24 protein-coding genes are annotated in these 23,938 nt (G+C 64.6%); 3 read left to right on the top strand and 21 right to left on the bottom strand.

All coding sequences use genetic code 11. From position 1 onward, the window contains the following. Positions 1–9: 9 nt before the first annotated feature. Together AWB66_RS15325 and AWB66_RS15330 are read right to left on the bottom strand one after the other, a co-directional pair. Positions 10–1,122, bottom strand: a complete 1,113-nt coding sequence (locus AWB66_RS15325; protein ID WP_087631114.1) for an ABC transporter permease — start codon at positions 1,120–1,122, stop codon at positions 10–12. A 5-nt stretch (positions 1,123–1,127) separates the two neighbouring features. Further along, positions 1,128–2,699, bottom strand: coding sequence for an ABC transporter ATP-binding protein (locus tag AWB66_RS15330; RefSeq protein WP_087631115.1), 1,572 nt, complete (start codon positions 2,697–2,699; stop codon positions 1,128–1,130). A 237-nt stretch (positions 2,700–2,936) separates the two neighbouring features. On the opposite strand from AWB66_RS15330, the gene AWB66_RS15335 reads away from it, so the two are divergent. Then, positions 2,937–3,869 carry a LysR substrate-binding domain-containing protein gene (locus AWB66_RS15335; protein WP_062636860.1) on the top strand — a complete coding sequence of 311 codons (933 nt, stop codon included), beginning with the start codon at positions 2,937–2,939 and terminating at the stop codon, positions 3,867–3,869. Between the two features lie 40 nt (positions 3,870–3,909). On the opposite strand, the gene AWB66_RS15340 is transcribed toward AWB66_RS15335, so the two are convergent. Continuing rightward, the gene (locus AWB66_RS15340; RefSeq protein ID WP_087631116.1) at positions 3,910–5,277 is read right to left on the bottom strand and encodes an 8-oxoguanine deaminase; all 1,368 of its coding nucleotides are present in this window, start codon (positions 5,275–5,277) and stop codon (positions 3,910–3,912) included. 453 nt (positions 5,278–5,730) lie between these two features. Here AWB66_RS15340 and uraH point away from each other — a divergent pair, with 453 nt between their 5' ends. Next, on the top strand, positions 5,731–6,084 hold the full coding sequence (uraH, locus tag AWB66_RS15345; RefSeq protein WP_087631117.1) for a hydroxyisourate hydrolase: 354 nt from the start codon (positions 5,731–5,733) through the stop codon (positions 6,082–6,084). Positions 6,085–6,156: 72 nt separating this feature from the next. After that, a complete protein-coding gene (locus AWB66_RS15350; protein ID WP_087631118.1) occupies positions 6,157–7,350 on the top strand; it encodes a urate hydroxylase PuuD in 1,194 nt (397 codons plus the stop codon). Between the two features lie 51 nt (positions 7,351–7,401). On the opposite strand, the gene AWB66_RS15355 is transcribed toward AWB66_RS15350, so the two are convergent. From AWB66_RS15355 to AWB66_RS15440, 18 genes are all read right to left on the bottom strand, one after another. Then, on the bottom strand, positions 7,402–7,884 hold the full coding sequence (locus AWB66_RS15355) for a DUF1579 domain-containing protein (protein ID WP_087631119.1): 483 nt from the start codon (positions 7,882–7,884) through the stop codon (positions 7,402–7,404). A 188-nt stretch (positions 7,885–8,072) separates the two neighbouring features. Beyond that, on the bottom strand, positions 8,073–8,573 hold the full coding sequence (locus AWB66_RS15360) for an ureidoglycolate lyase (RefSeq protein ID WP_087631120.1): 501 nt from the start codon (positions 8,571–8,573) through the stop codon (positions 8,073–8,075). Then, positions 8,570–9,583 (bottom strand): allantoicase, encoded by a 1,014-nt coding sequence (gene alc, locus AWB66_RS15365; protein ID WP_087631121.1) that lies wholly within the window; start codon positions 9,581–9,583, stop codon positions 8,570–8,572. The genes AWB66_RS15360 and alc overlap by 4 nt, the downstream gene beginning before the upstream one ends. A gap of 50 nt (positions 9,584–9,633) precedes the next feature. Next, complete coding sequence (gene uraD, locus AWB66_RS15370; protein WP_087631122.1) at positions 9,634–10,152, bottom strand: 2-oxo-4-hydroxy-4-carboxy-5-ureidoimidazoline decarboxylase; 519 nt, start codon at positions 10,150–10,152, stop codon at positions 9,634–9,636. Continuing rightward, the gene (gene puuE / locus AWB66_RS15375) at positions 10,149–11,105 is read right to left on the bottom strand and encodes an allantoinase PuuE (protein WP_087631172.1); all 957 of its coding nucleotides are present in this window, start codon (positions 11,103–11,105) and stop codon (positions 10,149–10,151) included. The genes uraD and puuE overlap by 4 nt, the downstream gene beginning before the upstream one ends. Before the next feature lie 96 nt (positions 11,106–11,201). Next, a complete protein-coding gene (locus AWB66_RS15380) occupies positions 11,202–11,963 on the bottom strand; it encodes an aspartate/glutamate racemase family protein (RefSeq protein ID WP_087631123.1) in 762 nt (253 codons plus the stop codon). A gap of 94 nt (positions 11,964–12,057) precedes the next feature. Next, entirely contained in the window at positions 12,058–13,554 is a 1,497-nt protein-coding gene (locus tag AWB66_RS15385; RefSeq protein ID WP_087631124.1) for an NCS1 family nucleobase:cation symporter-1, read from the bottom strand. A gap of 353 nt (positions 13,555–13,907) precedes the next feature. Next, on the bottom strand, positions 13,908–14,642 hold the full coding sequence (locus AWB66_RS15390) for a GntR family transcriptional regulator (protein ID WP_087631125.1): 735 nt from the start codon (positions 14,640–14,642) through the stop codon (positions 13,908–13,910). 288 nt (positions 14,643–14,930) lie between these two features. Then, entirely contained in the window at positions 14,931–15,860 is a 930-nt protein-coding gene (ldcA, locus tag AWB66_RS15395) for a muramoyltetrapeptide carboxypeptidase (RefSeq protein ID WP_087631126.1), read from the bottom strand. Beyond that, positions 15,857–16,444 (bottom strand): tRNA adenosine(34) deaminase TadA, encoded by a 588-nt coding sequence (gene tadA, locus AWB66_RS15400; RefSeq protein ID WP_235021125.1) that lies wholly within the window; start codon positions 16,442–16,444, stop codon positions 15,857–15,859. Before tadA ends, ldcA begins: the two co-directional genes overlap by 4 nt. Beyond that, on the bottom strand, positions 16,441–16,830 hold the full coding sequence (locus AWB66_RS15405) for a DnaJ family domain-containing protein (RefSeq protein ID WP_087631127.1): 390 nt from the start codon (positions 16,828–16,830) through the stop codon (positions 16,441–16,443). The genes tadA and AWB66_RS15405 overlap by 4 nt, the downstream gene beginning before the upstream one ends. A gap of 231 nt (positions 16,831–17,061) precedes the next feature. Continuing rightward, positions 17,062–17,844: an ABC transporter ATP-binding protein gene (locus AWB66_RS15410; RefSeq protein ID WP_087631128.1), complete on the bottom strand. Its 783-nt coding sequence runs from the start codon at positions 17,842–17,844 to the stop codon at positions 17,062–17,064. Between the two features lie 3 nt (positions 17,845–17,847). Further along, positions 17,848–18,726 carry an ABC transporter ATP-binding protein gene (locus tag AWB66_RS15415; protein WP_087631129.1) on the bottom strand — a complete coding sequence of 293 codons (879 nt, stop codon included), beginning with the start codon at positions 18,724–18,726 and terminating at the stop codon, positions 17,848–17,850. Then, on the bottom strand, positions 18,716–19,630 hold the full coding sequence (locus AWB66_RS15420) for an ABC transporter permease (protein WP_087631130.1): 915 nt from the start codon (positions 19,628–19,630) through the stop codon (positions 18,716–18,718). Before AWB66_RS15420 ends, AWB66_RS15415 begins: the two co-directional genes overlap by 11 nt. Before the next feature lie 53 nt (positions 19,631–19,683). Then, positions 19,684–20,754 (bottom strand): ABC transporter permease, encoded by a 1,071-nt coding sequence (locus tag AWB66_RS15425; protein ID WP_087631131.1) that lies wholly within the window; start codon positions 20,752–20,754, stop codon positions 19,684–19,686. Next, positions 20,755–22,383 carry an ABC transporter substrate-binding protein gene (locus tag AWB66_RS15430; RefSeq protein ID WP_087631132.1) on the bottom strand — a complete coding sequence of 543 codons (1,629 nt, stop codon included), beginning with the start codon at positions 22,381–22,383 and terminating at the stop codon, positions 20,755–20,757. 46 nt (positions 22,384–22,429) lie between these two features. Beyond that, positions 22,430–22,993, bottom strand: coding sequence for a D-alanyl-D-alanine dipeptidase (ddpX, locus tag AWB66_RS15435; protein WP_087631174.1), 564 nt, complete (start codon positions 22,991–22,993; stop codon positions 22,430–22,432). Positions 22,994–23,375: 382 nt separating this feature from the next. Continuing rightward, positions 23,376–23,930 carry a 2'-5' RNA ligase family protein gene (locus AWB66_RS15440; RefSeq protein ID WP_087631133.1) on the bottom strand — a complete coding sequence of 185 codons (555 nt, stop codon included), beginning with the start codon at positions 23,928–23,930 and terminating at the stop codon, positions 23,376–23,378. Positions 23,931–23,938 lie beyond the last annotated feature (8 nt).

The raw sequence follows: 23,938 nt of genomic DNA on the forward strand, positions 1-23,938 counted from the left end.
CTTCGAAATTCAGGAGTGCGCCGCGTGATGGGCCGATACCCGGCGCCGCACGCGATAGTTGACGAAGAGATCGGCGCCGAGCAGGCAGAACAGCAACAGGCCCTGGAACACGCCCGCGAGCGCCTGCGGCAGTTGCAGCGACGTCTGCACCGCTTCGCCGCCGAGATACAGGAGCGCCATCAGCAAGCTCGCCAGCACGATCCCAAGCGGATGCAGCCGTCCGACGAACACCACGATGATCGCCGTGAAGCCGTATCCCGGCGACCAGCCTGCCTGCAACTGGCCGATCGGCCCCGCCACTTCGCCCATCCCCGCGAGACCCGCGAGGCCGCCCGAGAGCAGGAGCGAGGTCCAGATCGTTTTCTTGTCGGAGAAGCCCGCGTAGCGCGCGGCGAGCGGCGCCAGTCCGCCCACGTTCATCCGGTAGCCCGCGAAGCTCTTTCTCATGAACACCCAGACGAGCGGAATCGCGATCGCCGTCAGGAACACCGACGCGTTGATCCGCGTGCCCTTCAGCCACGCCCAGTGCCAGTCGCCGTAGAGACGCGGAAAGAGCGCGTCGTCGACGAACATCGCGGAGATCGGGAAGTTCATGCCTTCGGGATCGCGCCACGGGCCGCTCACGAGATAGATCAGCAACTGCGTCGCGACGTAGGTGAGCATCAGGCTCGTCAGGATTTCGTTCGTGTTGAAGCGGCTCTTGAGCAGCGCGGGAATCGCCGCCCACGCCATCCCGCCGACGACGCCGCCCAGCATCATCAGCGGCAGCGTCCACCAGCCGGAGGCGTCGCCGAGATGGATCGCGATGCCGCCCGCGACGATCCCGCCGAGCAGCATCTGCCCTTCCGCGCCGATGTTCCACACGTTCGCGCGATAGCCGACCGCGAGCCCGAGGGCGATCAGGCAAAGCGGCGACGCCTTCAGCACGAGCTCGGACCAGCCGTTCACGTTCGAGAGCGGCTCGACGAAGAACGCGTGCATCGCGCGCCACGGGTCCTGCCCGACGAGGCTGAAAATCAGGAAGCCGATGACGAGCGTCGCCACCGCCGCCACGAGCGGAACGGCAAGCTGCATCGCGCGGGACGGCGTCGGGCGCGCTTCGAGTCGGTAGGGAAAGATCATCGTCGTTACTTGTTGATTGAGTCGATGGCGGCGGGCTCGGCGCGCTTGCCGTCGAAAAGTCCTGCCATGAAGAGGCCGATTTCTTCCGCGTTGGTCTCGCCCGTCGCGCGCACCGGCGAGAGCTTGCCGCGCGCGAGCACGGCGAGCCGGTCGCAGATGTCGAAGAGTTCTTCCAGTTCCTCGGAGATCACGAGGATCGCGACGCCGCGCGCCGCGAGGTCGAGCAACTGCTGGCGGATGAACGCAGCCGCGCCGACGTCGACGCCCCAGGTCGGCTGCGCGACGACCAGCACCTTCGGCTCCTGCAGAATCTCGCGCCCGACGATGAATTTCTGCAGATTGCCGCCCGACAGGCTCTGCGCGAGCGCGCCGTTGCCGCCGCAGCGCACGTCGAACGATTTGATGCAGCGGTCGGCGAACGCGCGCACGGCCTTCGTGCTGATCCAGCCGCCCTTCACCATGTTCTCGCGATACGCGGTCAAGAGGCCGTTTTCGGCCAGCGACATCGCCGGCACCGCGCCGCGTCCGAGCCGCTCTTCCGGCACGAAGGCGAAGCCGAGCGAGCGGCGCGCGCCGGCCGACAGGCGCGCGGCGGGCTTGCCGCAGATCGTGACGGCGTCGGCGGCGACGTGCCGGTCGCGGATTTCGCCCGAAAGCGACGCGAGCAGTTCCGCCTGGCCGTTGCCCGACACGCCCGCGATCCCGAAGATTTCTCCGGCTTTCACGGCGAACGAGACGTTGTCGAGCGACGTGCCGAACGGATCGGGACTCGCCACCGACAGACCCTTCACGACGAGCCGCGCGTCGCCCGGCGTGTGGGCGCGCCGCGTGTAGCCGGGCAGCGAATGCCCGACCATCAGTTGCGCGAGCGACGCGTGCGTTTCCTTCCTCGGATCGACGCTGCCCGTCACGCGGCCGCCGCGCATCACGGTCGCGGTTTCGCAGAGCGCCTGGATTTCGTCGAGCTTGTGGCTGATATAGAGAATGCTGCAGCCCTCCGACGCGAGCCGCCGAAGCACCGTAAAGAGCTTCTTGACCGCCTGCGGCGTGAGCACGGAAGTCGGTTCGTCCATGATGAGCAGACGCGGATTCTGCAACAGGCACCGCACGATTTCGACCCGCTGCCGCTCGCCGACCGTGAGGCTATGGACGTGCCGCTGCGGATCGACGTCGAGCCCATAATCCGCCGACACCTCGCGGATGCGCTTGGCGAGCGTCTTCAGGTCGTACTTGTCGTCGAGCGCGAGCGCGATGTTTTCGCCGACCGTCAGCGTCTCGAACAGCGAAAAGTGCTGGAACACCATGCCGATGCCGAGCTTGCGCGCGGCCGCCGGGCTGCCGATTTCGACGGGCTGCCCCTCCCAGCGGATCTCGCCTTCGTCCGGCCGCACGGCGCCGTAGATGATCTTCATCAGCGTCGACTTGCCCGCGCCGTTTTCGCCCAGCACGGCGTGAATCTCGCCGGGCATGACGACGAGCGTGACGTCGTCGTTGGCCTTGACGGCCGGGTACTGCTTGCTGATGCCGGTGAGCGAAAGACGCGGCGGCGGATTGGAGGTGGAGGTAGCGTCGCCCATGAGATCAGAAAGTGCGCAATGCCGTGATTCGAAAGGCCGGTTCGCCCAGGAGGCAAACCGGACCGCGGGCAGAAGATACCGAATTCGACGCCATCCGTCGATAACTCAAAAAAGCCGGGGACACCTCGCCAAGCCAGTGTTTGCGGGTAAGCCCACCTTGACGCAATCTTTGTGTCATATTAAAAATGATATGGTCCACACCGTTGTCGATCAGCCAGAACATATACCGGAGATAACATGAGTCAGCAGCGCGAGGCGATCGATACCTATTTATTGCGCGTCTTGCACACCTTGCTGATGGAGCGCAGCGTCACGCGCGCGGCCGTCAAGCTGAACCAGTCGCAACCTGCCATCAGCGCGGCGCTCAGGCGTTTGCGCGACATCACCGGCGATCCCCTTCTCGTGCGCGGCAAGTCCGGCATGGTGCCGACGGAATACGGCCTGCGCCTGCTCGAACCGACCCAGAACGCGCTGCGCGAAATCGAGCGCATCAAGGTCCAGCAGCACAACTTCGATCCGGCGACCTCCGTGCGGTGCTATCGCATCGGCTGTCCCGACTACCTGAACGTGCTCTTCGTGCCGACGGTCGTCGAGCGCTTTCGCATCGCCGCGCCCAACGCCACGCTCGAATTCCATTCGCTCGGCCCCGCGTTCGACTACGAACTCGCGCTGGAAGACGGCAAGCTCGATATCGTCGTCGGCAACTGGCCGGAGCCGCCGGAGCAGCTGCACCTGTCGAATCTCTTCGTCGACAAGATCGTGTGTCTCGTTTCCAACACGCATCCGTTCGCGAAACGCGGCGGGCTCACGCTCGACCAGTACCTGAACGCGCCGCATCTCGCGCCGACGCCCTATTCCGTCGGCCAGCGCGGTGCGATCGACGTGCATCTGGCGCGCGAGCGGTTGAAGCGCCATGTCGTCGTCACGCTGCCTTACTTCAATCTCGCGCCTTACGTGCTGATCAAGTCCGACCTCGTCTTCACGACGACGCGCCTTTTCGCCGATCACTACGCGCGCTTTTTGCCGCTCGCCGTGGTGCCGGCGCCGCTCGACTTCCCGCCGATGCAGTACTACCAACTCTGGCACGAGCGCTGTCATTACTCCGACGAAGTGCGCTGGCTGCGCGGGCTCGTCGGCGAGGCGACGCGCTCGCTCATCGATCAGCCTTGATTTCCGCCGGCCGCCGCTCATGCGCCGGCCAGCTTTTCGATCAGGCCGCGTTCGCCAGATCGCCCGCGAGCCGGTTGTGCCGCTCGACCAGCGTTCCGAGTTCGAGCGTGGTCAACCGCCCTTCCCGCACGACGACTTTTCCGTCGATCACGCTCGTCGCCACTTGTGACGGCGCGCAGAAGACGAGCGCCGCGACCGGATCGTGCAACGCGCCCGCAAACGTCGCCTGCGACAGATCGAACGACACGAAATCCGCCGCCATGCCGGGCGCGAGCGCGCCGATATCGTCGCGGCCGAGCACTTTTGCGCCGCCGAGCGTCGCAATTTCGAGCGCTTCGCGCGCGGTCATCGCATCCGGCCCGAAACCGACGCGTTGCAGCAAAAGCGCCTGGCGCACTTCGCCGACCATCTGCGCGCCGTCGTTCGACGCCGAGCCGTCGACGCCGATTCCGACCGGCACGCCCGCGTCGCGCATCGCGCGGATCGGCGCGATGCCGGAGGCGAGCCGCATGTTCGAGCACGGACAATGCGCGACGCCCGTCCCGGTGCGCGCGAACAGGTCGATGCCCGCGCGGTCCAGTTGAACACAGTGCGCGTGCCACACGTCGTGGCCGACCCAGCCAAGATCCTCGGCGTATTCGGCGGGCGTCATGCCGAACTTCTCACGGCTGTACGCCACGTCGTTCACGTTTTCGGCCAGATGCGTATGCATCGAGACGCCGTATTGCCGCGCGAGCACCGCCGAATCGCGCATCAGTTCGCGGCTCACCGAGAACGGCGAGCACGGCGCGACGACGACCCGCAGCATCGCGTAACGGCCTTCATCGTTATACGTTTCGATCAGGCGCTGCGTATCCTTCAGGATCGCGTCTTCCTTTTCGACGACCGAATCCGGCGGCAGGCCGCCGTCCTTCTGGCCGACGCTCATGCTGCCGCGCGCCGCGTGAAAGCGCATGCCGATCTCGCGGGCCGCGGCGATGCTGTCATCCAGCCGGCTGCCGTTCGGGTAGAGGTAGAGATGGTCGCTCGACGTCGTGCAGCCTGAAAGCAGCAGTTCGGCCATCGCCGTCTGCGTCGATACCGCGATCATCTCGGGCGTCAGGTTCGCCCAGATCCTGTACAGATTCGTGAGCCAGCCGAACAGCTCGGCGTTCTGCGCGGCGGGAATCGCGCGCGTCAGGCTCTGATACATGTGGTGATGCGTGTTGACGAGGCCCGGCATCACGAGATGGCCGCGCATGTCGAGGACTTCGTCGGCGGTGTCGGGCAGTTCGCCCGTCGCGCCGACCGCGACAATCCGGTTTCCTTCGATGAACATGCCGCCGTCGCGAATCTCGCGGCGCGCGCCATCCATCGTGACGAGCACCTGAGCGTTTTTGACGAGCAGCGTTTTGGCGCGTGGTTCCATACGGTCGATCTCCCTATCGGCGGGGACAACAAGGGTGAGAGAAAAGCCCCGGTTACCCAGCGTCGATCGCCGTCTTCGGGACGCACAGCCGTTCTGCGCGAGGCCTCAATGTCGGTTGCCAAAATCCCGCTGGCAATGTGAACGCCGCCATAGTCGCCTTCACGCCCCCAATATAGTCGCGAATTTTGGCGCAGGTAGCATCGCCCGGTAGCCGTGACCGTTTGAAGCGCATAACGAACTCCAGATGCTTACGCGCCGCTGTCATGTGCCGTGGATTATCTTTCCTATCGCGGGCGCACGGCGGCGCGCAAGTTTCTAAAATGCTGTACACGGCGCGCATCTGATCACGCCGACGGGTATGTAGCCACTCACGAGTGGAGCCTCGATCCGCCGCCGACGCAGTTGGTTGGATCGATGCGCAGCCGTTCATCGCACAACACAAGGAACATGCGAATGGGCAAGCTCACAACCCATGTGCTCGACACCGCGCACGGCCGACCCGGCGCCGGCATCAAGGTCGAACTCTTCGCGCTCTCGGGCGACACCCGCCGCGCGCTCAAAACCACCCTCACCAACGACGACGGCCGCTGCGACTCGCCGCTGCTCGAAGGCGACGCACTCGTCATCGGCGAATACGAGCTCGTGTTCCACGCGGGCGATTACTTCGCGGCGATCGGCGTGAACGTGCCGGAACCGCGCTTCGTCGATCGCGTGGTGCTGCGCTTCGGGATCGCCGATTCGACTTCGCACTATCACGTGCCGTTGCTCGTCTCGCCCTGGGCGTACAGCACGTATCGCGGAAGCTAGAACGCATATCTATAAGCGCGGCCGGCGTCATGTCCCCTGACCGCCGCGCGACACAATCGGTTGGAGGAGTTCATGGAAGGTTTTGTCACCGACTGGCTCAATCTCGTATTGCGCTGTCTGCACGTCATCGTCGCGATCGCGTGGATCGGCGAGTCGTTTTACTTCGTCGCACTCGACAACAGTCTGAAACCGCCGCAGGACCCGAATGCCAAGCGACGCGGCGTGTTCGGCGATTTCTGGCACGTGCACGGCGGCGGCTTCTATCACATGCAGAAGTACTCCGTCGCGCCGCAAGACATGCCGGAGAACCTGCACTGGTCGTTCTGGCCGTCCTACACCACGTGGATGTCGGGTTTCGGCCTGTTCCTCGTGCTGTACCTGCTGTCGCCGAGCACGTATCTCATCGACAAGAACGTCCTCGACATGGGACCGGTCGTCGCCGTATCGGCCGCGCTCGGCTTCCTGATGGCGGGCTGGATCGTGTATGACTCGCTGTGCCGTGTGCTCGGCACCAAAGACAAGCTGCTCGGCATCTGCGTCGGCGTGTATGTGCTGATCGCGGCGTACATCGCGTGCCACGTGTTCGCCGGGCGCGCCGCGTACCTGATCACCGGCGCGATGATCGCGACGATCATGTCGGCGAACGTGTTCTTCGTCATCATTCCGGGCCAGCGCAAGATGGTCGCGGCGATGCTCAAGGGCGAAACGCCGAACGCGATCTACGGCAAGCGCGGCAAGCAGCGCTCGGTGCACAACACGTATTTCACGCTGCCAGTGGTGTTCGCGATGCTGTCGAACCACTACGCGATGACTTACACGCACAAGTACAACTGGCTGATTCTCGTGCTCATCATGCTGGCGGGCGCGCTGATCCGGCAGTTCTTCGTGATGCGCCATCGCGGACAGGTGCTGTGGTACATGCCGGTCGCGGGTCTCGTGCTGGTGCTGGGCGCGTTCGCGTGGACGATGCCGGCGCCGACCGTACCGGTTGCGCAGGCAGCGGGCGCGCCGGCGATCAAGGTCGCCGACATCGCCCCGATCATCCAGCAGCGCTGCGCGTCGTGCCACTCCGCGCATCCGACGATGATGGGCAGCGCGCCGGCTGGCGTGATGCTCGATACGCCTGACGAAATCTCGCAGAATGCGAAGCGCGTGCATCAGCAGGCGGTGACGCTGAAGGCGATGCCGCTTGGCAACGTCACGCAGATGACCGACGCGGAACGTCAGAAGATCGCCGCATGGTTCGATGGCGGCGCGGTGAAGTAAGCGGTTTTCTCGCTTGAAACAAGGCCATGAATGCAGATTCATGGCCTTGTTTTACTTCTTGCGCCGGTAGTCCGCGCGCATGATCTGGTTCCAGTTGCCGTCGTCGGTATGCATCCAGCTCGTCAGCGTGCGATGGTCGTCGTCGATGATCTCGATCACGTCCTTGTACTTCGCATACGTGCCCGGCTTGCCGAAATCCGGACCTTCGGTGTTGAGCGTCAGCACTTTTTCGCCGTCATCGAGCGTGCCTTCGTAGATCCACATGTGCGTCATCATCGACGCGATGAAGTTGCCGACGAATTCCTTCGTCGCCGGATCGTAGCCGAGCGTCATGACGGTCGTGCCGATGGTGCCGTCCTTCATTTCGGTGCGCCCTTCGCACTGCACCCAGATGTCGCCGACCGGGCTGACGCGCTCCGTCGATGCCCAGGTCTCCGGTAGCTTGCCCGGCTCCCCCGCCATCTCGCCCTTCGATGTCCATTCGCCGCACAGCTTCATCAGCCACACGTGTTCTTTCTGCTGTTCAATCTGCATTGTCTATCCTCCTTGTCTGCCGCGGCGTGTGAATCGATGCGACGCACGCCGGTTCGATCGCACCGCGATGCGGTGCGCCGAAAGGAGATTGTAATGCCACGACCGTGGCGGCGTGTTCATCAGCCGCTGCGTAAAGAAAAAGGACCGTTTCCGGTCCTTGGTTCTTGCTGCCTTGCCTGCTTCGCGGATCAACGCATCGCGTCCTCCGTAAGCCACAGCGATTCGCGCAGATCCTGCTCGTTGAGATTGAGCCCGTCGCCGCCGCGATCCACGACGATGAAGTCGCTCACTTCGTCGAGCGCGATCAGCGGATGGTGCCAGACGCCCTTCGCGTAATTCACGCCCTGCCACCCGCGCGTGACGAACGCGCGAATCGCACTTTCGTCGAGATCGCCGACAGGCGCCACGACCAGGAGATAAGGCTTGTCGTTGAGCGGCAGGAACGCCTGGCTGCCGAGCGGATGCCGCTCCATCATCTTCACTTCGAACGGCAGCACGCGCGGCTGGCCCCGAAAGAGGTTCACGAGCGGCCGGCCGTTCTGCTCCTCGACGTCGATATGCGCGAGATCGTGAAAGCGGATCGTCGTGCCGAGGTTGATCGGAATCTGCTTCGCGCCATCGAGTTCGATGACGTCGCCGAAAGGCTCGAACGCAGCACGCGTCAACGGTTCGATGGCGAGCTTTTTCATGATGCGAGCGTTCCAAAGAGACGCAGACGCGATACGCCGCCGTCCGGGATGATGTTGAAGCGCACGTGCGTCACGGGGCCGAGCGCCGCCAGTTCCGATTCGAAGAAATGCTGCTTGTCCATCTGCAGCTTCTGCTCGCCGAGCAGCACCGGCCAGAACATCGCCTGCGTGACGAGCGAGCTGTCGGTGCCACCCGTCACATACGCCGCCTGCAGCGAGCAGCGGTCCGGATAGTTGCCCTTGAAGTGCGCGGTATCGACTTCGATCTTCTTGATGACACCCGGCTGCGCGAGCGCGACGATACACCAGTCGTTGCCCGGCTCGCGACGGCGCCGCGTTTCCCAGCCGTCGCCCATGTTCACGCCGCGCCCCGGCATCAGGAGCGTGGAGGCGAGCCCGAAGTGCTGGTTGTTCGTGCCGACGAGATACGCGCCGTTTTCCATCGCGCCGAGGTCGAACAACTCGCTCTTGCTCGCGTTGCTCCAGTCGAGCTGCGGCTGGCCGTACACCCGCAGACGCGCGATGCCGCCGTCCGGGTAAATGTTCACGCGCAGGTGCGTGACCGGCTGCTCGACGCTGACTTCCAGGTAATGATGGCTGTTGCCTTGCAGCGTCGTCGACGGGACGATCTCGGTCCACTGGGTGGACTGGTTCGGCGCGCCGTCGGCGACGTGCGCGCCTTCGATCGAAGCGGCCGGCGGGAAGTTGCCGGTGAAGTGGCTCGTGTCGAGGTCGATGCCCTTGATGACGCCCGGACGCGCAAGCTTCACGACGCACCAGTCGTAGCCCGTCGAACGCTTGCGGCGCGTTTCCCAGCCGTCCATCCACTTGCCGTGATCGTCGAACTTGCCGGGGATGAATACCGCCGGTTCCGGGTTCAGCATGCGCTCTTTCGGCGCGAAAAAATCGTCGCTTGCTTCGAGGGCCGCCGCGCCCAGACGCGGGTCCGCGAGATTCACAAAGCGGCGCGTGAATTCGGGCGCGTTGGGATCGAGTGTCGGGATTGCCATTGTCTTCGTCCTTGTTCGTTCTGCGGTGAAAAGCGGATCAGCCGTTCAGCTCATTGAATCAGATCATCAAGCCTGAAGCGCGCTATCCGGTAGATCTGTTCGAGACTCGCACGAAGCTCTTCGGCGCGGCTGTGATTCACGCGCTTTTCGAAGTTCGCGATGATGCCGTGACGGTCGTAGCCACGCACGGCGAGGATGAACGGAAAACCGAACTTCTCGCGATACGCGGCATTGAGCGCCTGCAGGCGGTCGAACTCTTCCTGCGTGCAGAGATCGAGGCCCGCGCCGCTTTGCTCGCGCGTCGATTCCTCGGTGAGCTCGCCGCGCACCGCGGCCTTGCCCGCAAGCTCCGGGTGAGCGTTGATGAGCGCGAGCTGCTTCTCTTCGCTCGCCGCTTCCACGGCGCCCGACATCGTCTTGTGTAGCGCGTCGACGCTCGCGAACGGCCGCTGCGAAGCGGCCGCCTCGGCCACCCACGGCGAGTGCTCGAAGATGCCCGATAGCACCGTCACGAAGGTTTCGGCGGGCAGCGCGTTGAGTTGATCGAGTGTGGTTTGCATCGCCTTCATGCCGTCGTCCCGTTGGTGTCGTTGCCGCCTTGATAGGGGTGATGTTCGCGCCAGTGCCGCGCGATATCCACGCGACGCGTCACCCATACGCGGTCATGTTTTTCGATGTGATCGAGAAAGCGTTGCAGTCCGCGAAAACGCCCCGGGCGTCCGAGCAGGCGGCAGTGCATACCGATCGACAGCATCTTCGGCGCTTCGTCGCCTTCTTCGTAGAGCACGTCGAACGCGTCGCGCAGGTACGTGAAGAAGTGATCGCCGGTGTTGAAGCCCTGCGGCGTGGCAAAGCGCATGTCGTTGGTGTCGAGCGTGTACGGCACGATCAGATGCGGCGTCTTGTTGCCGCCCGTCACTTCGACTTCCGTCCAGAACGGCAGGTCGTCGCCGTAGTTGTCGGAGTCGTAGAGAAAGCCGCCGTACTCCGCCACCAGCCGATGCGTATTGGGACTGTCCCGGCCCGTGTACCAGCCGAGCGGACGCACGCCCGTCACGCGCTCGATCGCTTCCATGCCGAGGCGCATGTGCTCGGCCTCGCGCTCCGGCGACATGTCCTGATAGTGAATCCACCGGTAGCCGTGGCACGCGATTTCATGCCCCAGCTCGACGAACGCTCGTGCCAATTCCGGATGCCGCTCGATCGCCATGCCGACGCCGAAGATGGTAAGCGGCATCTTGCGCTTCTCGAACTCGCGCAGGATGCGCCAGACGCCCGCGCGCGATCCGTATTCGTAGATCGACTCCATGCTCATGTGCCGCGACGGATACGAAGCCGCGCCGACGATCTCCGAAAGAAACTGCTCCGAGCCCGGATCGCCGTGCAGCACGCAGTTCTCGCCGCCCTCTTCGTAGTTCAGGACGAACTGCACGGCGACGCGCGCACGCCCCGGCCAGTTCGCCTGCGGCGGGTTACGGCCGTAGCCGGTCAGGTCGCGCGGATAGTTCGGGTCGTTTGACATGGCGATGATGAAGAGAATGACGATGAGCGGAAAAGCGATGGTCCAGTTTAGCGAAAACACCCCCGTGCGCCCATACGGCCACGCAGATAGTGCGGGTCACTTGCGGTGTATGTGAGCCGCCGCGTCACGCGGGCTGTAGTCAGCGAGCACGCCGTCATAGCGTTTGGCGAGCGGCCGCGCGAAGTCGCCGCGTTTGGACGTGTGCAACTTCAGCCCGATCAGCGCCTCGGCCCATTTGACCGCGGCCGTCACGCCCTCGACGACCGGCGCGCCGATCGCATCCTCCACTTCGTGGCAGAACTCCGCCATGCCCGCGCAGCCAAGCACGATTGCGTCGGAGCCGTCTTCGTCGAGCGCCCGGCGGCATTCGTCGATGATGATGTTGCGCGCAGCGGACCCCGGCACATCGAGGTCGAGCACCGCGACGTCGGTCGCGCGCACGTTCTTGCAAAAGCGCGTCATGCCGTAGCGCTCCGCCAGATGCCACGCCATGCCGCAGGTTCGCGCAAGCGTCGTGACGACCGAAAAGCCCGGCGCGATCACGCTCGCCGCGTGCATCGCGGCCTCGGCAATGCCGATCACCGGACCGCGCGCCAGTTCGCGCGCGGCATACAGCGCCGGATCGCCGAAACACGCGATCACATAGCCGTCGAAGCCCTCGCGCTCGCCCGCCTCCACTTCGGCGAGCAGGCCGAGCGAGGCGATCGCTTCGTCGTAATAGCCTTCGATCGACGGCGGTCCCATCGTCGGGCTCACCGCGACGATGTCCGTGCCCGGAGAGGCGACCTCGCGCGCGCAACGGCCCATCGATTCGGTCATGCGCTGCGTCGTGTTCGGGTTGATCAGCTTGATTCTCATGGCCCTGCTCCTTCTCGTGCTTTAGTGCCGCTGTGGTGCCGCTTTGTACTTTCCTTTGCAGCGCGGGCGCACATCGCCCGCGCTTTCTCTCAGGTTAGTTCGAACCCTTCCGGTCTGCCAGGAACCAATAAAACACCGCGCCGAGTCCCGCGCCGACGAACCACGAAAAGTTCGCGGCACCGTCGAGCGACGGAACCATCACGCACGCCACCGCAATCGCCGCAGCGGGCAACAGCGCCGCCACCGCGCGGCGATTCACGCCCTTCGTGTACCAGTAGCGGCCCGTTTCCGAGACCGTGTACAGGTCGTCGACGACGAGCTTGCCGCGCTTCATCAGGAAGAAATCGACGATCAGCACGCCGTAGAGCGGTCCGATGAAGCTGCCGAGCACGTCGAGCGTGTAGTGGATCACCGCCGGATTGTTGAAGAGATTCCACGGCGTGATGAAGATCGACGCGACCGCGGCCATCATCCCGCCCATGCGCCAGCTGATGTGACGCGGCGCGACGTTGGAAAAGTCGAAGGCCGGCGACACGAAGTTCGCCACGATGTTGATGCCGATCGTCGCGATGGTGAAGGTCAGCGCGCCGAGGATCACGGCCGTCGGATGATCGATGCGGCCGACGGTTTCCACCGGATCGGTGATGAGCTGGCCGAAGACCGGGAGCGTCGCCGCGGTCGTGATGACGGTGACGAGCGAGAACGCCAGGAAGTTGACCGGCAGGCCCCAGAAATTGCCGCGCTTCACGCTGCGATAGCTCTTGCAGTAGCGCGAGAAGTCGCCGAAGTTGAGCATAGGCCCCGAGAAGTACGAGACGACGAGCGAGATCGCGGTGATCATCACGGGGATCACTTCCGTGCCGTGATACTTCACGCCGCCGAGATTCAGGCCGATGTTCTTCAGCCCCGCGCGCCACACCATGTAGCCCGCGAGAATGAACATCACCACATACACGGCGGGACCGGCGAAGTCGATGAACTTCTTGATCATCTCCATGCCGCGCCAGAACACCACCGCCTGCAATACCCACAGCAGCATGAAGCCGGCCCAGCCGAGCGCCGACAAGCCGACGAAGCCGTACTTGTGCACGTCCGCATATGGCATCCACTGCGGCACGAACTTGAGCACGACGATCACGAGCGCGCTCGACGCGAGGAAGGTCTGGATGCCGTACCATGCCACCGCGATCAGTCCGCGCAGCACGGCGGGAATGTTCGCGCCGAGCACGCCGAAGGTCGCGCGGCATGCGACCGGATACGGCACGCCCGCTTGCTGGCTCGGTTTCGCGATGAGATTGCAGAGCGCATTCACGAGCCCGATGCCGATCAAGAGCGACACCAGCACCTGCCAGCTCGTCAGGCCGAGCGCGAAGAGACTGCCGGCGAACACGTAGCCGCCGACGCTGTGCACGTCCGACATCCAAAACGCGAAGATGTTGTACGCGCCCCAGGTCTGGTGTTTGAGCGGCGCGAGGTCTTCGTTGTAGAGACGGTCGCTGTAGCCTGCGGGAAGATGCGACTCGTGGCCGCCCGCTTGCTCGCCGTACGGCGGCAGCGTGCTCTCACTGGATGCTGCACTGAACTGGGCCATGACTTCTCCTTAGATGAGAAAGGCAACTGGGGTAATGAAAATTCCGGTGCGTGCGTTCGAGCGCGTTTCACGCAGTACAAATCGATTCGGATACCTTCGCATTTGATGCGCGGTATTCTTCGTGATTGTCGAATGTCTCCCGACAGTGCTTCGCCCGGCTCGTGCTGCGCGCGAGCCCTCGAAACGACGCCGGGACGGCTTTTCATGCGCTCGTTGGAGCGCTTAGTTCAGTGCGGCCGCATGCTGCGCATGAAGGCGCACGCAGGTCATCGGTTCTGCTGTCACGCGCCCTCTGGCGGGGCGCGGTCTCCATTACTTTGATACGGCGCCGGTCCTGGCCGGCTTGCCTTCCGTCACATGCCGGGCGTCTTGTTCCGCTCGACAGGCTTTGCAAATACTTCCCGCAGATCGACCGCGCCGCGCGCAGGCCGCTCCAGCATCTTCAATTCGACGTCGCGCAGATGCCGCGCCATGAGTTCCGTTGCCTTCGCGCTGTCGCCCGCATCGAGCGCCGCGAGAATCTCTTCGTGATCTTCGAACGAGCACGAACTCTTGCCGAGCGATTCGTACAGCGCCGAGATCAGCGTCGAACGCGCGACGAGTCCCGACAGGCATTCGCACAACACCGTATTGCCGGTGAGCGCGGCGAGTTCGGTATGAAACTCGCCTGAAAGCCGGATCCACGCCGTGAAATCGTGGCTTTCGAAGGCGCGGCGTTCGCGTCCGATGGTCGAGCTGATCGACTTCAGCCGCCGCGTGCCGTGACCGCTGCAAATACGTTCGACCACCGCCATTTCGATGATCCGCCGCATCTCGAACACTTCATGCACTTCCTGAAGCGTCGGACTCGCGACGAACGCACCGCGATTCGGCTCCAGATCGACGAGCCGCTCGCCCGCGAGTTGCACGAGCGCCTGACGCACCGTCCCGCGCTTCACTTCGAATACTTCGCACAATTGCGCTTCCGTCAACTTGGCGCCGGGCGCGAGGCGATGCTCGAGGATCGCGGCGCGAATGTTCTCGGCAATCGACTCGGCGTTTGCCGTGCCGTTGACGTTCAATGAAGCGCTGATGTTTGGGTCGGACATGATGTGTTCGCTCGCATGTTGATCATCTTAGAACCGACATAATTATTGTCAACAATTCATTTTGTAAATTGTCGCCAATCGCGTTTGGAATGCGGATGTAGTGCGCCTGTAGCCCCGTACAGACAAGGCTTTGCCGAAATAAGGCACGTTTTTGTCAGGATTGAACGCACCTTTTTGTCGACAATCTCGTCGTCGCCCCTTCCACTGGGGTTAACTCCGAGGTTTGATTAGTAGACGGTTAGTTGCGTATTTAGGGCCCAAAAAAGCGCCCTCGCCGGGCGCCTCGTATCACGCAAGGTGCGGATAGTCGCTGAGCGTCATCTTGAACCCCTGTGGACGCGCAACCAGGTGTGCCGTCGCGCCGAACGGCAGCGTCAGCAGGTTCTCGACGTGGCCGAACTGCAATCCCGTCACCACCGGAATGCCGATCACCGCGCGCACCTGTTCGAGCATCGCGTCGAAGGAGTAGCCGTTGTCGTAGTCCGCGAGCCGCGCGCCGGAGAATTCGCCCAGCACGAGCGCCTGCTGGCGCCCGAGAATGCCGGACAGGTGCAATTGATAGATCATCCGCTCGACGCGGAACGGATGTTCGTTCACGTCCTCGATAAAGAGAATGCCGCCCTCCACCGGCGGCATGTACGGCGTGCCGACGAGCGACGCCAGGATCGCGAGGTTGCCGCCCCACAGCATGCCGGTTGCATCGACGGACTGTTGCTGCGGCGTGTCGCCCGTCACCGTGAAACTGGGGCGCGTGATCGCGTGCCAGAAATTCTGCATCGTGAACGCGCTCGGCTGCTCGGCGCCGAAGTCGCCCGCGAACATCGGACCGCCGAAGCTCTTCACGCCGGCGCGCGCGAAGAGCGCGCACTGGATCGCGGTGAAATCGCTATGACCGACGATCGCAATGGGCTGCCCCGCGAGCCGACGCTGCAGCCCATCGAAATCCAGTCCATGCAGGATACGCGCCGCGCCGTAGCCGCCGCGCACCGCCAGCACGATGTCCGGCAGGCGGCGCGCGGGATCGGCGAGACGGTTCAGGTCGGCGGCGCGCTCGCCGTCGGTGCCGCCGAAGCGCTGGAAACGCCGCTCGGTCGCGCTCAGGTTGTCGAGCCGATGCCCCTCTGCGCGCAATCGCTGCAGCCCCCGCTCGACCGCCGCGGGATCGTGCGGATAACCGGAAGGCGCGACGAAATCGATGGTACGGGGCTTGACGTTCATGGATTGGCGGATGAAGGGTCGATTGGATCGGCGGCTTCGCGCGCCTTGCGCAGTTCGCGCTCGGCGCGCGCGAGTTGCCGGCGCTCCGCAAAGAAATTGCGCAGCGCGTGGCCGCATTCGTCGGCGAGCACACCGCCGACGACCGTCGTGTGATGGTTCAGTCGCTCGTTGGCAAACACGTCGATGACGCTGCCGCAGGCGCCCGTCTTCGGATCGGCGGCGCCGAACACGACCCGCGCGATGCGCGCGTGCATGATCGCGCCGGCGCACATGACGCACGGTTCCAGCGTGACATAGAGTTCGCAGCCGGGCAGCCGGTAGTTTTCGAGCGCGCGCGAGGCCGCGCGCAACGCGACCATTTCGGCATGCGCGGACGGATCGTGTCCGCGGATCGGATGGTTGAAACCCGTCGCGATGACTTCGTCGCCGCAGACGAGCACGGCGCCCACCGGCACCTCGCCCGCTGCGCGCGCCGCCTCGGCGGCTTCCTGCGCGAGCGCCATGAAGCGGCGGTCGCGTTCGGCGGCATCCGCTCGCACATCCGGTTCGGCGATGTGGGTTGCGGCGGGCGCCGGCGCGCTCACTTCGGCTCCGCAGCGCGGTTTTGCGCCCGCTCGGAGAGCCGTTCGGCGATGCGCCGGCGATATTCGTGGGGCACGGTCGAGCCGCCGCGCAGCGATTCGAGCGCCATGTCGAGCGCGAGCATCTTCGCCTGGAGACGGCAACGCGCCGCCGGATCGGTGACCAGGTCGAATTCGGCCTGCACATCGCGCAGCGCCCGCAGTTGCTCGACGGCGGGCGGCACGAAGCCGGCGTTTTTCAGAATGCGGTTCGCGATGCGAACCTCCTCGGGAACAAGGGCGTCGTCGTCGAATTCAAGCGGCGCGCCCGCACCGGGCAAATCGTCGAACTCGCCGCGCGCGGCGGCAGCGGTGATCCGCTGTTCGACTAAGGCATCTAGCAGTTTCATCGGGGATTACGACCAGCTTGCAGCTTGACGGCCTGCCGGTCTTTCGCGATTTCGTTGAAGTGGCCTTGGGGCCGGAACGCCCGACACGGCGGGTGTCGCCGTGTCGAGGGCATCGGAAATTCATTTCGCATTCTATCAGCCGGCGCGGGGCGCTTCGGCCGCAAGGCACGAACGTTCGGAGCCAGTCTGCTTTACGCAACGGCCCGCTATTGACGCCACCGCGCGCGTGCTCTAAAGCGCCGCATCTACACCGATGACGTCCGCGACTTTCCGCTTGTACCCGTCGGTGGCGAGGAGCAGCGTGCGCGTGTATTCGTGCTGCACATCACGCGCCCGCACGGCCTCGATGGAAAGCTGCTCGATCACTTCACCGTTCTTCATCACCGCGATGCGCTGACACAGAAACCCGACGACCGCGAGATTGTGACTGACGAGAATCATCGTGAGCTTGCGCTCGCGATGCAGCCGCCGCAGCAGGTTCAGGATCTCCGCCTGCACGGAGACGTCGAGCGCGGACGTCGGTTCGTCGAGCAGGAGCACGCGCGGCTCGACGATCAGCGAGCGCGCGATCGACACGCGCTGCCGCTGGCCGCCCGACAACTGGTGCGCATAGCGAAAGCGGAACGCCGGTCCAAGCCCGACTTCGCGCAGCGCGTTCAGGATGCGCTCGTCCTCGTCGCCGATGCCGTTGATCGCGAGTGGCTCGCGCAACGTCTGATCGACGGTGAAACGCGGATGCAGCGATCCATAGGGGTCCTGAAAGACCATCTGCACGTCGCGGCGAAACGCGCGGTCGATTTTTCGGCCGACCGTGTGCGCGCCGACCTGCATCGTGCCCCCGGCGAGCGGCACGAGACCGGTGAGCGCGCGCAGGATCGTCGACTTGCCGGAGCCCGATTCGCCGACGAGACCGAACACCTCGCCTTCGCCGACATGAAACGACGCGTCGCGCACCGCGTCGACGTGGCGGGTCTTCGTTTTGAAACGGATGTGCGCGTTCTTTACGTCGATCATCGTTCAGCGCTCCTTGGCGGACGGCTCGACGAGCCACGCGGCATCGCGGCGCAAGGTCGGCAGCTCGTCGGGCGGATCGGTCAGCGGCGGATTCGCCGCGAGCAGACCGCGCGTGTACGGATGCTCCGCGTGCTTCAGGTCGCGCGCGGCGCACGTCTCCACGACGCGCCCGCCAACCATCACGACGACGCGGTCGCAGAACGACATCACGAGCGGCAAGTCGTGGCTGATGAAGACGAGTCCGGTGTCGTGTTTCTCGATCATCTCGTCGAGCACGGCAAGCACCTGCATCGAGACGAGCACGTCGAGCGCGCTCGTCGGCTCGTCGGCGACCAGAAGGCGCGGCCCCGCCGACACCATCATCGCGATCATCACGCGCTGTCCCATGCCGCCCGACAGTTCGTGCGGATACGCGTCGGCGACGCGCTCCGGATTGCGGATATGCACCGCCGCCAGCGCCGCGACGATCTTCTCGCGCATCGCCCGCGCGCCGAGCTTCGGCTCGTGCCTGCGAAACGCCTCGCGCAACTGTTGCGCGACCGTCATCACCGGGTTCAGCGAATACTTCGGGTCTTGCAGGATCATGCTCATCTGCGTGCCGCACAGGCGCCGCCGCTCCTTCGGACGCATCGCGAGCAGATCCTGGCCGTCGAAGCGCAGCGTATCGGCCGACCATTGCGCCGATGGCGGCAACAGACCGAGCAGCGCGCGGCCCGTGAGCGACTTGCCCGAGCCCGACTCGCCGACGATGCCGAGCCGCTCGCCCCTTTGCAGCGTCAGCGAGATCCCGCGCACCGCGTCGGCCATCGTGCCGTCGTGGGCAGCGAAGCCGATGCGCAGGTTCTCGATTTCACACAGCGGCGTGCTCACGCTAGCCTCCATGACGCGGATCGAAGACGTCGCGCAGGCCGTCGCCGAGCAGATTGAACGCGAGGCTCACAAAGAGGATCGCGAGACCGGGGATCGTCGCGACCCACCACGCGTCGAGCAGCACGTTGCGGCCCGACGCGACCATGTAGCCCCACTCGGGACTCGGCGGCTGTGCGCCCAGCCCGAGAAACCCGAGGCCCGCGACCGCGAGGATGATGCCCGCCATGTCGAGCGTCGCGCGCACCATCACCGACGACGAACAGAGCGGCACGATATAGCGCAACAGAATGCGCATCGACGAAGCGCCCTGCAGCCGCGCCACGTGGATGAAATCCGCCTGCACGAGCCTGAGCGTCTCCGCGCGCGCGAGCCGCGCATACGGCGGCCACGCGGTGATCGAAATCGCGATGACCGCATTGAACACGCCCGGCCCAAGCGCCGCCGCGAACGCAAGCGCGAGCACGATCTTCGGGAAGGCGAGCGCGACGTCGGTCAGGCGCATCAGCACGGTATCGACGAAGCCGCCGCAAAAGCCCGACGCCGTGCCGATCAGAAGCCCGACCGGGACGACCAACACCACCACGAGGATCGCGATGGACAGCGTGAGGCGCGATCCGTGCACGAGCCGCGAGAGGATGTCGCGGCCCAGCTGATCGGTGCCGAGCCAGTGCGCCGCCGTGCCCGGCGGCAGCAGGCGGTCGGAGAGCACTTGCCGCAGCGGGTCGTCGCCGACCAGCAGCGGGCCGATCACCGCGGCCACGATCAAGACCAGCAGGATCGCGAGCCCGAACATGCTGAGCGGATTGCCGGAAAACCGCCGCCAGCGCCGATACGCGCGGCCGAACGCGGCTTGTCCGCGCGACGCGGGCGTGTCGGTGAGCAGCCACGCTTTCCACTGACCGCGCTTGTCCTTCATGGGCCAGTCCTGGGTCGAATCGTCGGTTGGAGGCATGGGTGTCGATTAGCGCCTCAGCGCGCACGCGGATCGAACACGCGGTAAAGCGCGTCCGTCAGCAGGTTGAGCGTGATGAACGTGGCGCCGATCACGAGCGTGCTGCCGAGCACGGCGTTCATGTCGGCGTTGAGAAGCGCGCCCGTCAGGTACGAGCCAATCCCCGGCCAGGCAAACACGATCTCGGTCAGCACCGACCCTTCGAGCAGGTAACTGTACGCCAGCGCGATCACCGTCAGAAGCGGCACCGCGATGTTGCCGAACGCGTGCCGCCAGATCACGCGACGCTCGGTCAGGCCTTTCGCGCGCGCGGTCGTCACGTATTCCTGGCTCAGCTGGTCGAGCATGAACGAGCGCGTCATGCGGCTCAGATACGCGATCGAATAGAACGCGAGAATGCCGGCCGGCAGCACGATATGCGAGAACGCATTGGCAAACACATCCCACTCGCCCGCGATCGCGGAGTCGATCAAGAGACTGCCGGTTCGGGTATCGACCATGCCGTCGTAAAGCGGATCGAGACGGCCCGGACCCGAGACCCAGTGCAGGCGCGCGTAGAAGAGCAAGAGTCCCATCAGCGCGAGCCAGAACACCGGGACCGAACTGCCGATCAGGCCGATGACGCGCGCCGCGTGATCGATCCAGCGGTTATGGCGCACCGCCGCGATCACGCCGAGCGGCACGCCGACCATCACGCCGACGAAAGTCGAGAGCGTCGCGAGTTCGAGCGTCGCGGGGAACACGCGCCTGATGTCGTCGATGACGGGGTTCGCCGTCAGCAGCGACACGCCCAGATGCCCGTGCAGCACGTCACGCGCGTAGATGAAGAACTGTTCGACGAGCGGCCTGTCGAGCCCGAGTTCGAGGCGCGCCGCCGCATACGCCGAGGCCGACGCGCGGTCGCCGAGAATCGCCAGCACCGGGTCGATCGGAATCTTGCGGCCGATGAAGAACGTGATCGCGAGCAGCCCCGTGAAGGTGACGGCGAGCATCGCGATCCAGCGCGCGAGACGCAACGTCACGCGCACGTCGGCCCGGCGCGCGGCGAGCGCGCGCACGCGCTCGACTGTGCTCGTCGCGGTCGTCACTTATTGCTTCTTCAGGTCGCGGTAGGACACCAGGTCGTTGATCGGCCCCACTTCGAGCCCGGTCACGCCCGGCCGCGCCGCCACCTGCGACACCTTCTCGAACATGATCACGAACGGCGAGTTCGCGAGCATTTCCTTTTGCATCGTCTGGTACCTCTGCGCGCGCTTTTGCGTCGACGATTCCGCGAGCGCCGCGAGCGTCTCCTTCGTCAGTGCGGGGATGTCCCACGAATTGCGCCATGCGAGCATCTTGTAGCTCGATGCATCCGAGTTGTCCGGGTTCCACGCGAAGCCCTGCGCGTTGCTGTGCGGATCGATGTAATCCGCCGACCACTCGCCGATATAGATGTCGTGCTGACGCGCGCGATAGCGGCCGAGCGTCTGCTTGTTGTCGCTCGGCATGAGTTGCACCTTGATGTTGCCGAGCGCGAGATTCGCCTGCACGGCCTGCGCGATCTCGCTGTACGGATAGTCGTTGCGCACGTCCATCTTCACGGTGAAGCCGTCTGCGAGACCCGCCTTCGCGAGCAGCGCTTTCGCCTTCGCGACGTCCTGATGATACGGATTCGAATTCAGCGCGCCGAGGAAGCCTTCGGGCAGGAAGGTCTGGTGCACTTTGTACGTCGTGCGGATCACGTTCTTCTGAATGCCCTGATAGTCGATGAGCCACTTCATCGCTTCCTGCACGTCGGGCTTCGCGAGATTCGGGTTCTTGTTGTTCAGCCCGAGATACATGAGCGTCGCCTGCGGCACCGACGTCACCTTGATCTTGCCGGCCTTCGAGAGCGTGTCGAGATCGTCGGGGCTCAGGTCGCGCGCGACATCGATGTCGCCGTTCTCGATCATCAGACGCTGGCTCGCCGCCTCGGTCACGTGACGCAGCACGATGCGCTTCATCGCGAGCGGCACGCGGTAGCCTTCGGAGCGCTGCAGGACGATCGAATCGTTCGCGGTCCACTTCACGAGCTTGTACGCGCCCGAGCCCGCTTCGTTCGTCTTCAGCCATTCGTTGCCGAAGTCGTTACCCTTCGCATGCGACTCCGCGAGCTTGCGATCGACGACCGACGCAGGCCACGCGCCGAGCACGTTGAGGACGAAGGTCGGGGCGTACTTCTGGTCGGTGGTGATCGAAACGGTCGTGCCGTCGATCTTCTTCACGTTCGTAAGCGCGTTGTCTTTCGTCAGGCCGATGCCCGCCAGCACGGCGGCCGCGCCCTTGTCGAGCAGCGCCGTGCGCTGGATCGACCAGGCCACGTCATCGGCCGTGAGCGGGTTGCCCGAATGGAACTTGAGCCCCGTGCGAATCTTGAAGGTGAAGGTCAGGCCGTCGGGGCTCACGGTCCACGACTCTGCGACATCGCCGTTGAACTTCGACGGGTCTTTCAGATCGACTCGCACGAGCCGGTCGTAGGTATTCGCGACGTATTCCTCCGGCACCAGTTCGTAGATTTCGCCGGGATCGAGCGTGGTGAATTCGTCGAGCAAGGTCGCCATGACGAACATGTCCTTCGGCGTCGCGGCCTGCGCCGGGCCGGCGGATGCCAGCGTCAATGCCGATGCGACTGCGAGTGCGGTGAAGGCTGCGAGGGTTGCTAGGGTTGCTTTTGCGTCAGGCAATACGAGTTTCATCTTCGCGTTCCCGTTCGGTCGATGGTTGTTGTCTGCTGCTTTCGGCTTACATCAGGCGCAGCGGTCCGCTTTCGCTGTTGTCGATGACCGCGAGATCGCGCGAACCCGGCAATTCATAATGCCACCACTCGCTCGCGATATGAGTAAAGCCCGCGCCGTGCATCACGCCAAGCAGCAGCGTGCGGTTGCGTTGCACGTGCTCGGGCAGGCCAAGATGGAAATGCTCGGACGCCGCGACCATCGCGTCGAAGCCCGTGCCCATGTCGAGTTCGGCGCCGCTTGCATCGACGAGCGTCAGATCGATCGCCGTGCCGCGGCTGTGGTTCGAGCCGCGACCCAGTTCGGCGATGAAGGTCGGGTCCGGCAGGAAGTCCCAGAGCACCTGCTGGGCTTGCGGCGGGCGGTAGGCGTCGAAGATCTTCAGCGTCGTGCCGATGCTCCGCGCGATCCCGACCGCACGGCGCAGTGCGGCTTCGGCCGGTTCCAGCAGCAGGCAATGCGCGGCTTGGTAGATGGGCTTGCCGGTGAAATTGCGATCGGTCGCGTAGGCGAGGTCGATCTGGACGTGGTGCGACTCAGGCGTGATCGGGATGAGGCGTGCTTGGGTCATCGTGTTTTCTGAAGCGGTAGGGAGCACGCGGCGGCGCGTCGTGCGCGCGGGACGTCGATTGACTGCGCAGTCGCGCACGATCGCAGCGCCGCGAAGGTAGATCGATTCGACAAGTGGAACGGGAAAACGGCTTTGGCCGGATGGCCGGGATGGCCGCCGACGACGCCAGCGGCGTGCGGTGCATCCCGCGGCGCCAGCGGCGCGGGTCGTCCGCAGGAGAGTGCTTCGAGTGTCTTCGCGAGGGAAGTCGGCATCGGCGCGTCGGTGGTCTTGTCGTCCGCTATTGTGAGACAAACATTAGACCGGGCCAATATTCATGCGACAGCTAATAAAACTTATTGAAATTCGACGGTGATTGACAAAAGGCACCGACGACCCGCATTCACGCGGAGGACAGCCACCGCGCAAGCTGCACATACTGCGAGCGCCCCAGCAAGCTCCGCACGAACACGAACTCGTGCGCGGTCCATCGAATCGGTTCGACACGCTGCTCGCCGAGATGCCGCTCGTCGTAGAGCAAGGTCACGTGCGGGGTGAAGCGGGAATTGACCTTGACCGCAAGGCCGGCGGTTTGCAGCGCGATGCCGAGCGTTTGCTGAAAGTCGTGGAGCGCCCCGGCATTGGCGTCGGCGCCCGATCGAAGGACGAACGGCTTCTTGTTTCGCCGGCCGGGAAAACTCGACACGCGATCGAAGGTCACGTCGACCGGCGGCATCGGCACCTTCGACGCCGCTTCCTTCGCGCGTGCCACGATGTCTTCCGGCAAGCCCGCGAACGCTCCCAGATGATGTAGCGTCACATGAAAGCGGTCCGTCCCGGCGGGTTTGCCCGTCAGGCCGTGCTCGATGTTGAGCCCGAGCGCGAGCTGCGCGATGCGCGCGGCCGCCGCCGCGTCGGGATAGATGGCGAAGAAGAGCGAGTCGGTCAGGGCAGCCATCGCGATGC

The sequence above is a fragment of the Caballeronia telluris genome (genome assembly GCF_001544495.1).
Taxonomy (GTDB): domain Bacteria; phylum Pseudomonadota; class Gammaproteobacteria; order Burkholderiales; family Burkholderiaceae; genus Caballeronia; species Caballeronia telluris.

What these genes read in the sequence shown, in the direction of transcription:
- AWB66_RS15325 (WP_087631114.1), bottom strand. Translation starts at nt 1,122, where the DNA reads ATGATCTTTCCCTACCGACTCGAAGCGCGCCCGACGCCGTCCCGCGCG.
- AWB66_RS15330 (WP_087631115.1), bottom strand. Translation starts at nt 2,699, where the DNA reads ATGGGCGACGCTACCTCCACCTCCAATCCGCCGCCGCGTCTTTCGCTC.
- AWB66_RS15335 (WP_062636860.1), top strand. Translation starts at nt 2,937, where the DNA reads ATGAGTCAGCAGCGCGAGGCGATCGATACCTATTTATTGCGCGTCTTG.
- AWB66_RS15340 (WP_087631116.1), bottom strand. Translation starts at nt 5,277, where the DNA reads ATGGAACCACGCGCCAAAACGCTGCTCGTCAAAAACGCTCAGGTGCTC.
- uraH (WP_087631117.1), top strand. Translation starts at nt 5,731, where the DNA reads ATGGGCAAGCTCACAACCCATGTGCTCGACACCGCGCACGGCCGACCC.
- AWB66_RS15350 (WP_087631118.1), top strand. Translation starts at nt 6,157, where the DNA reads ATGGAAGGTTTTGTCACCGACTGGCTCAATCTCGTATTGCGCTGTCTG.
- AWB66_RS15355 (WP_087631119.1), bottom strand. Translation starts at nt 7,884, where the DNA reads ATGCAGATTGAACAGCAGAAAGAACACGTGTGGCTGATGAAGCTGTGC.
- AWB66_RS15360 (WP_087631120.1), bottom strand. Translation starts at nt 8,573, where the DNA reads ATGAAAAAGCTCGCCATCGAACCGTTGACGCGTGCTGCGTTCGAGCCT.
- alc (WP_087631121.1), bottom strand. Translation starts at nt 9,583, where the DNA reads ATGGCAATCCCGACACTCGATCCCAACGCGCCCGAATTCACGCGCCGC.
- uraD (WP_087631122.1), bottom strand. Translation starts at nt 10,152, where the DNA reads ATGAAGGCGATGCAAACCACACTCGATCAACTCAACGCGCTGCCCGCC.
- puuE (WP_087631172.1), bottom strand. Translation starts at nt 11,105, where the DNA reads ATGTCAAACGACCCGAACTATCCGCGCGACCTGACCGGCTACGGCCGT.
- AWB66_RS15380 (WP_087631123.1), bottom strand. Translation starts at nt 11,963, where the DNA reads ATGAGAATCAAGCTGATCAACCCGAACACGACGCAGCGCATGACCGAA.
- AWB66_RS15385 (WP_087631124.1), bottom strand. Translation starts at nt 13,554, where the DNA reads ATGGCCCAGTTCAGTGCAGCATCCAGTGAGAGCACGCTGCCGCCGTAC.
- AWB66_RS15390 (WP_087631125.1), bottom strand. Translation starts at nt 14,642, where the DNA reads ATGTCCGACCCAAACATCAGCGCTTCATTGAACGTCAACGGCACGGCA.
- ldcA (WP_087631126.1), bottom strand. Translation starts at nt 15,860, where the DNA reads ATGAACGTCAAGCCCCGTACCATCGATTTCGTCGCGCCTTCCGGTTAT.
- AWB66_RS15405 (WP_087631127.1), bottom strand. Translation starts at nt 16,830, where the DNA reads ATGAAACTGCTAGATGCCTTAGTCGAACAGCGGATCACCGCTGCCGCC.
- AWB66_RS15410 (WP_087631128.1), bottom strand. Translation starts at nt 17,844, where the DNA reads ATGATCGACGTAAAGAACGCGCACATCCGTTTCAAAACGAAGACCCGC.
- AWB66_RS15415 (WP_087631129.1), bottom strand. Translation starts at nt 18,726, where the DNA reads ATGGAGGCTAGCGTGAGCACGCCGCTGTGTGAAATCGAGAACCTGCGC.
- AWB66_RS15420 (WP_087631130.1), bottom strand. Translation starts at nt 19,630, where the DNA reads ATGAAGGACAAGCGCGGTCAGTGGAAAGCGTGGCTGCTCACCGACACG.
- AWB66_RS15430 (WP_087631132.1), bottom strand. Translation starts at nt 22,383, where the DNA reads ATGAAACTCGTATTGCCTGACGCAAAAGCAACCCTAGCAACCCTCGCA.
- ddpX (WP_087631174.1), bottom strand. Translation starts at nt 22,993, where the DNA reads ATGACCCAAGCACGCCTCATCCCGATCACGCCTGAGTCGCACCACGTC.
- AWB66_RS15440 (WP_087631133.1), bottom strand. Translation starts at nt 23,930, where the DNA reads ATGGCTGCCCTGACCGACTCGCTCTTCTTCGCCATCTATCCCGACGCG.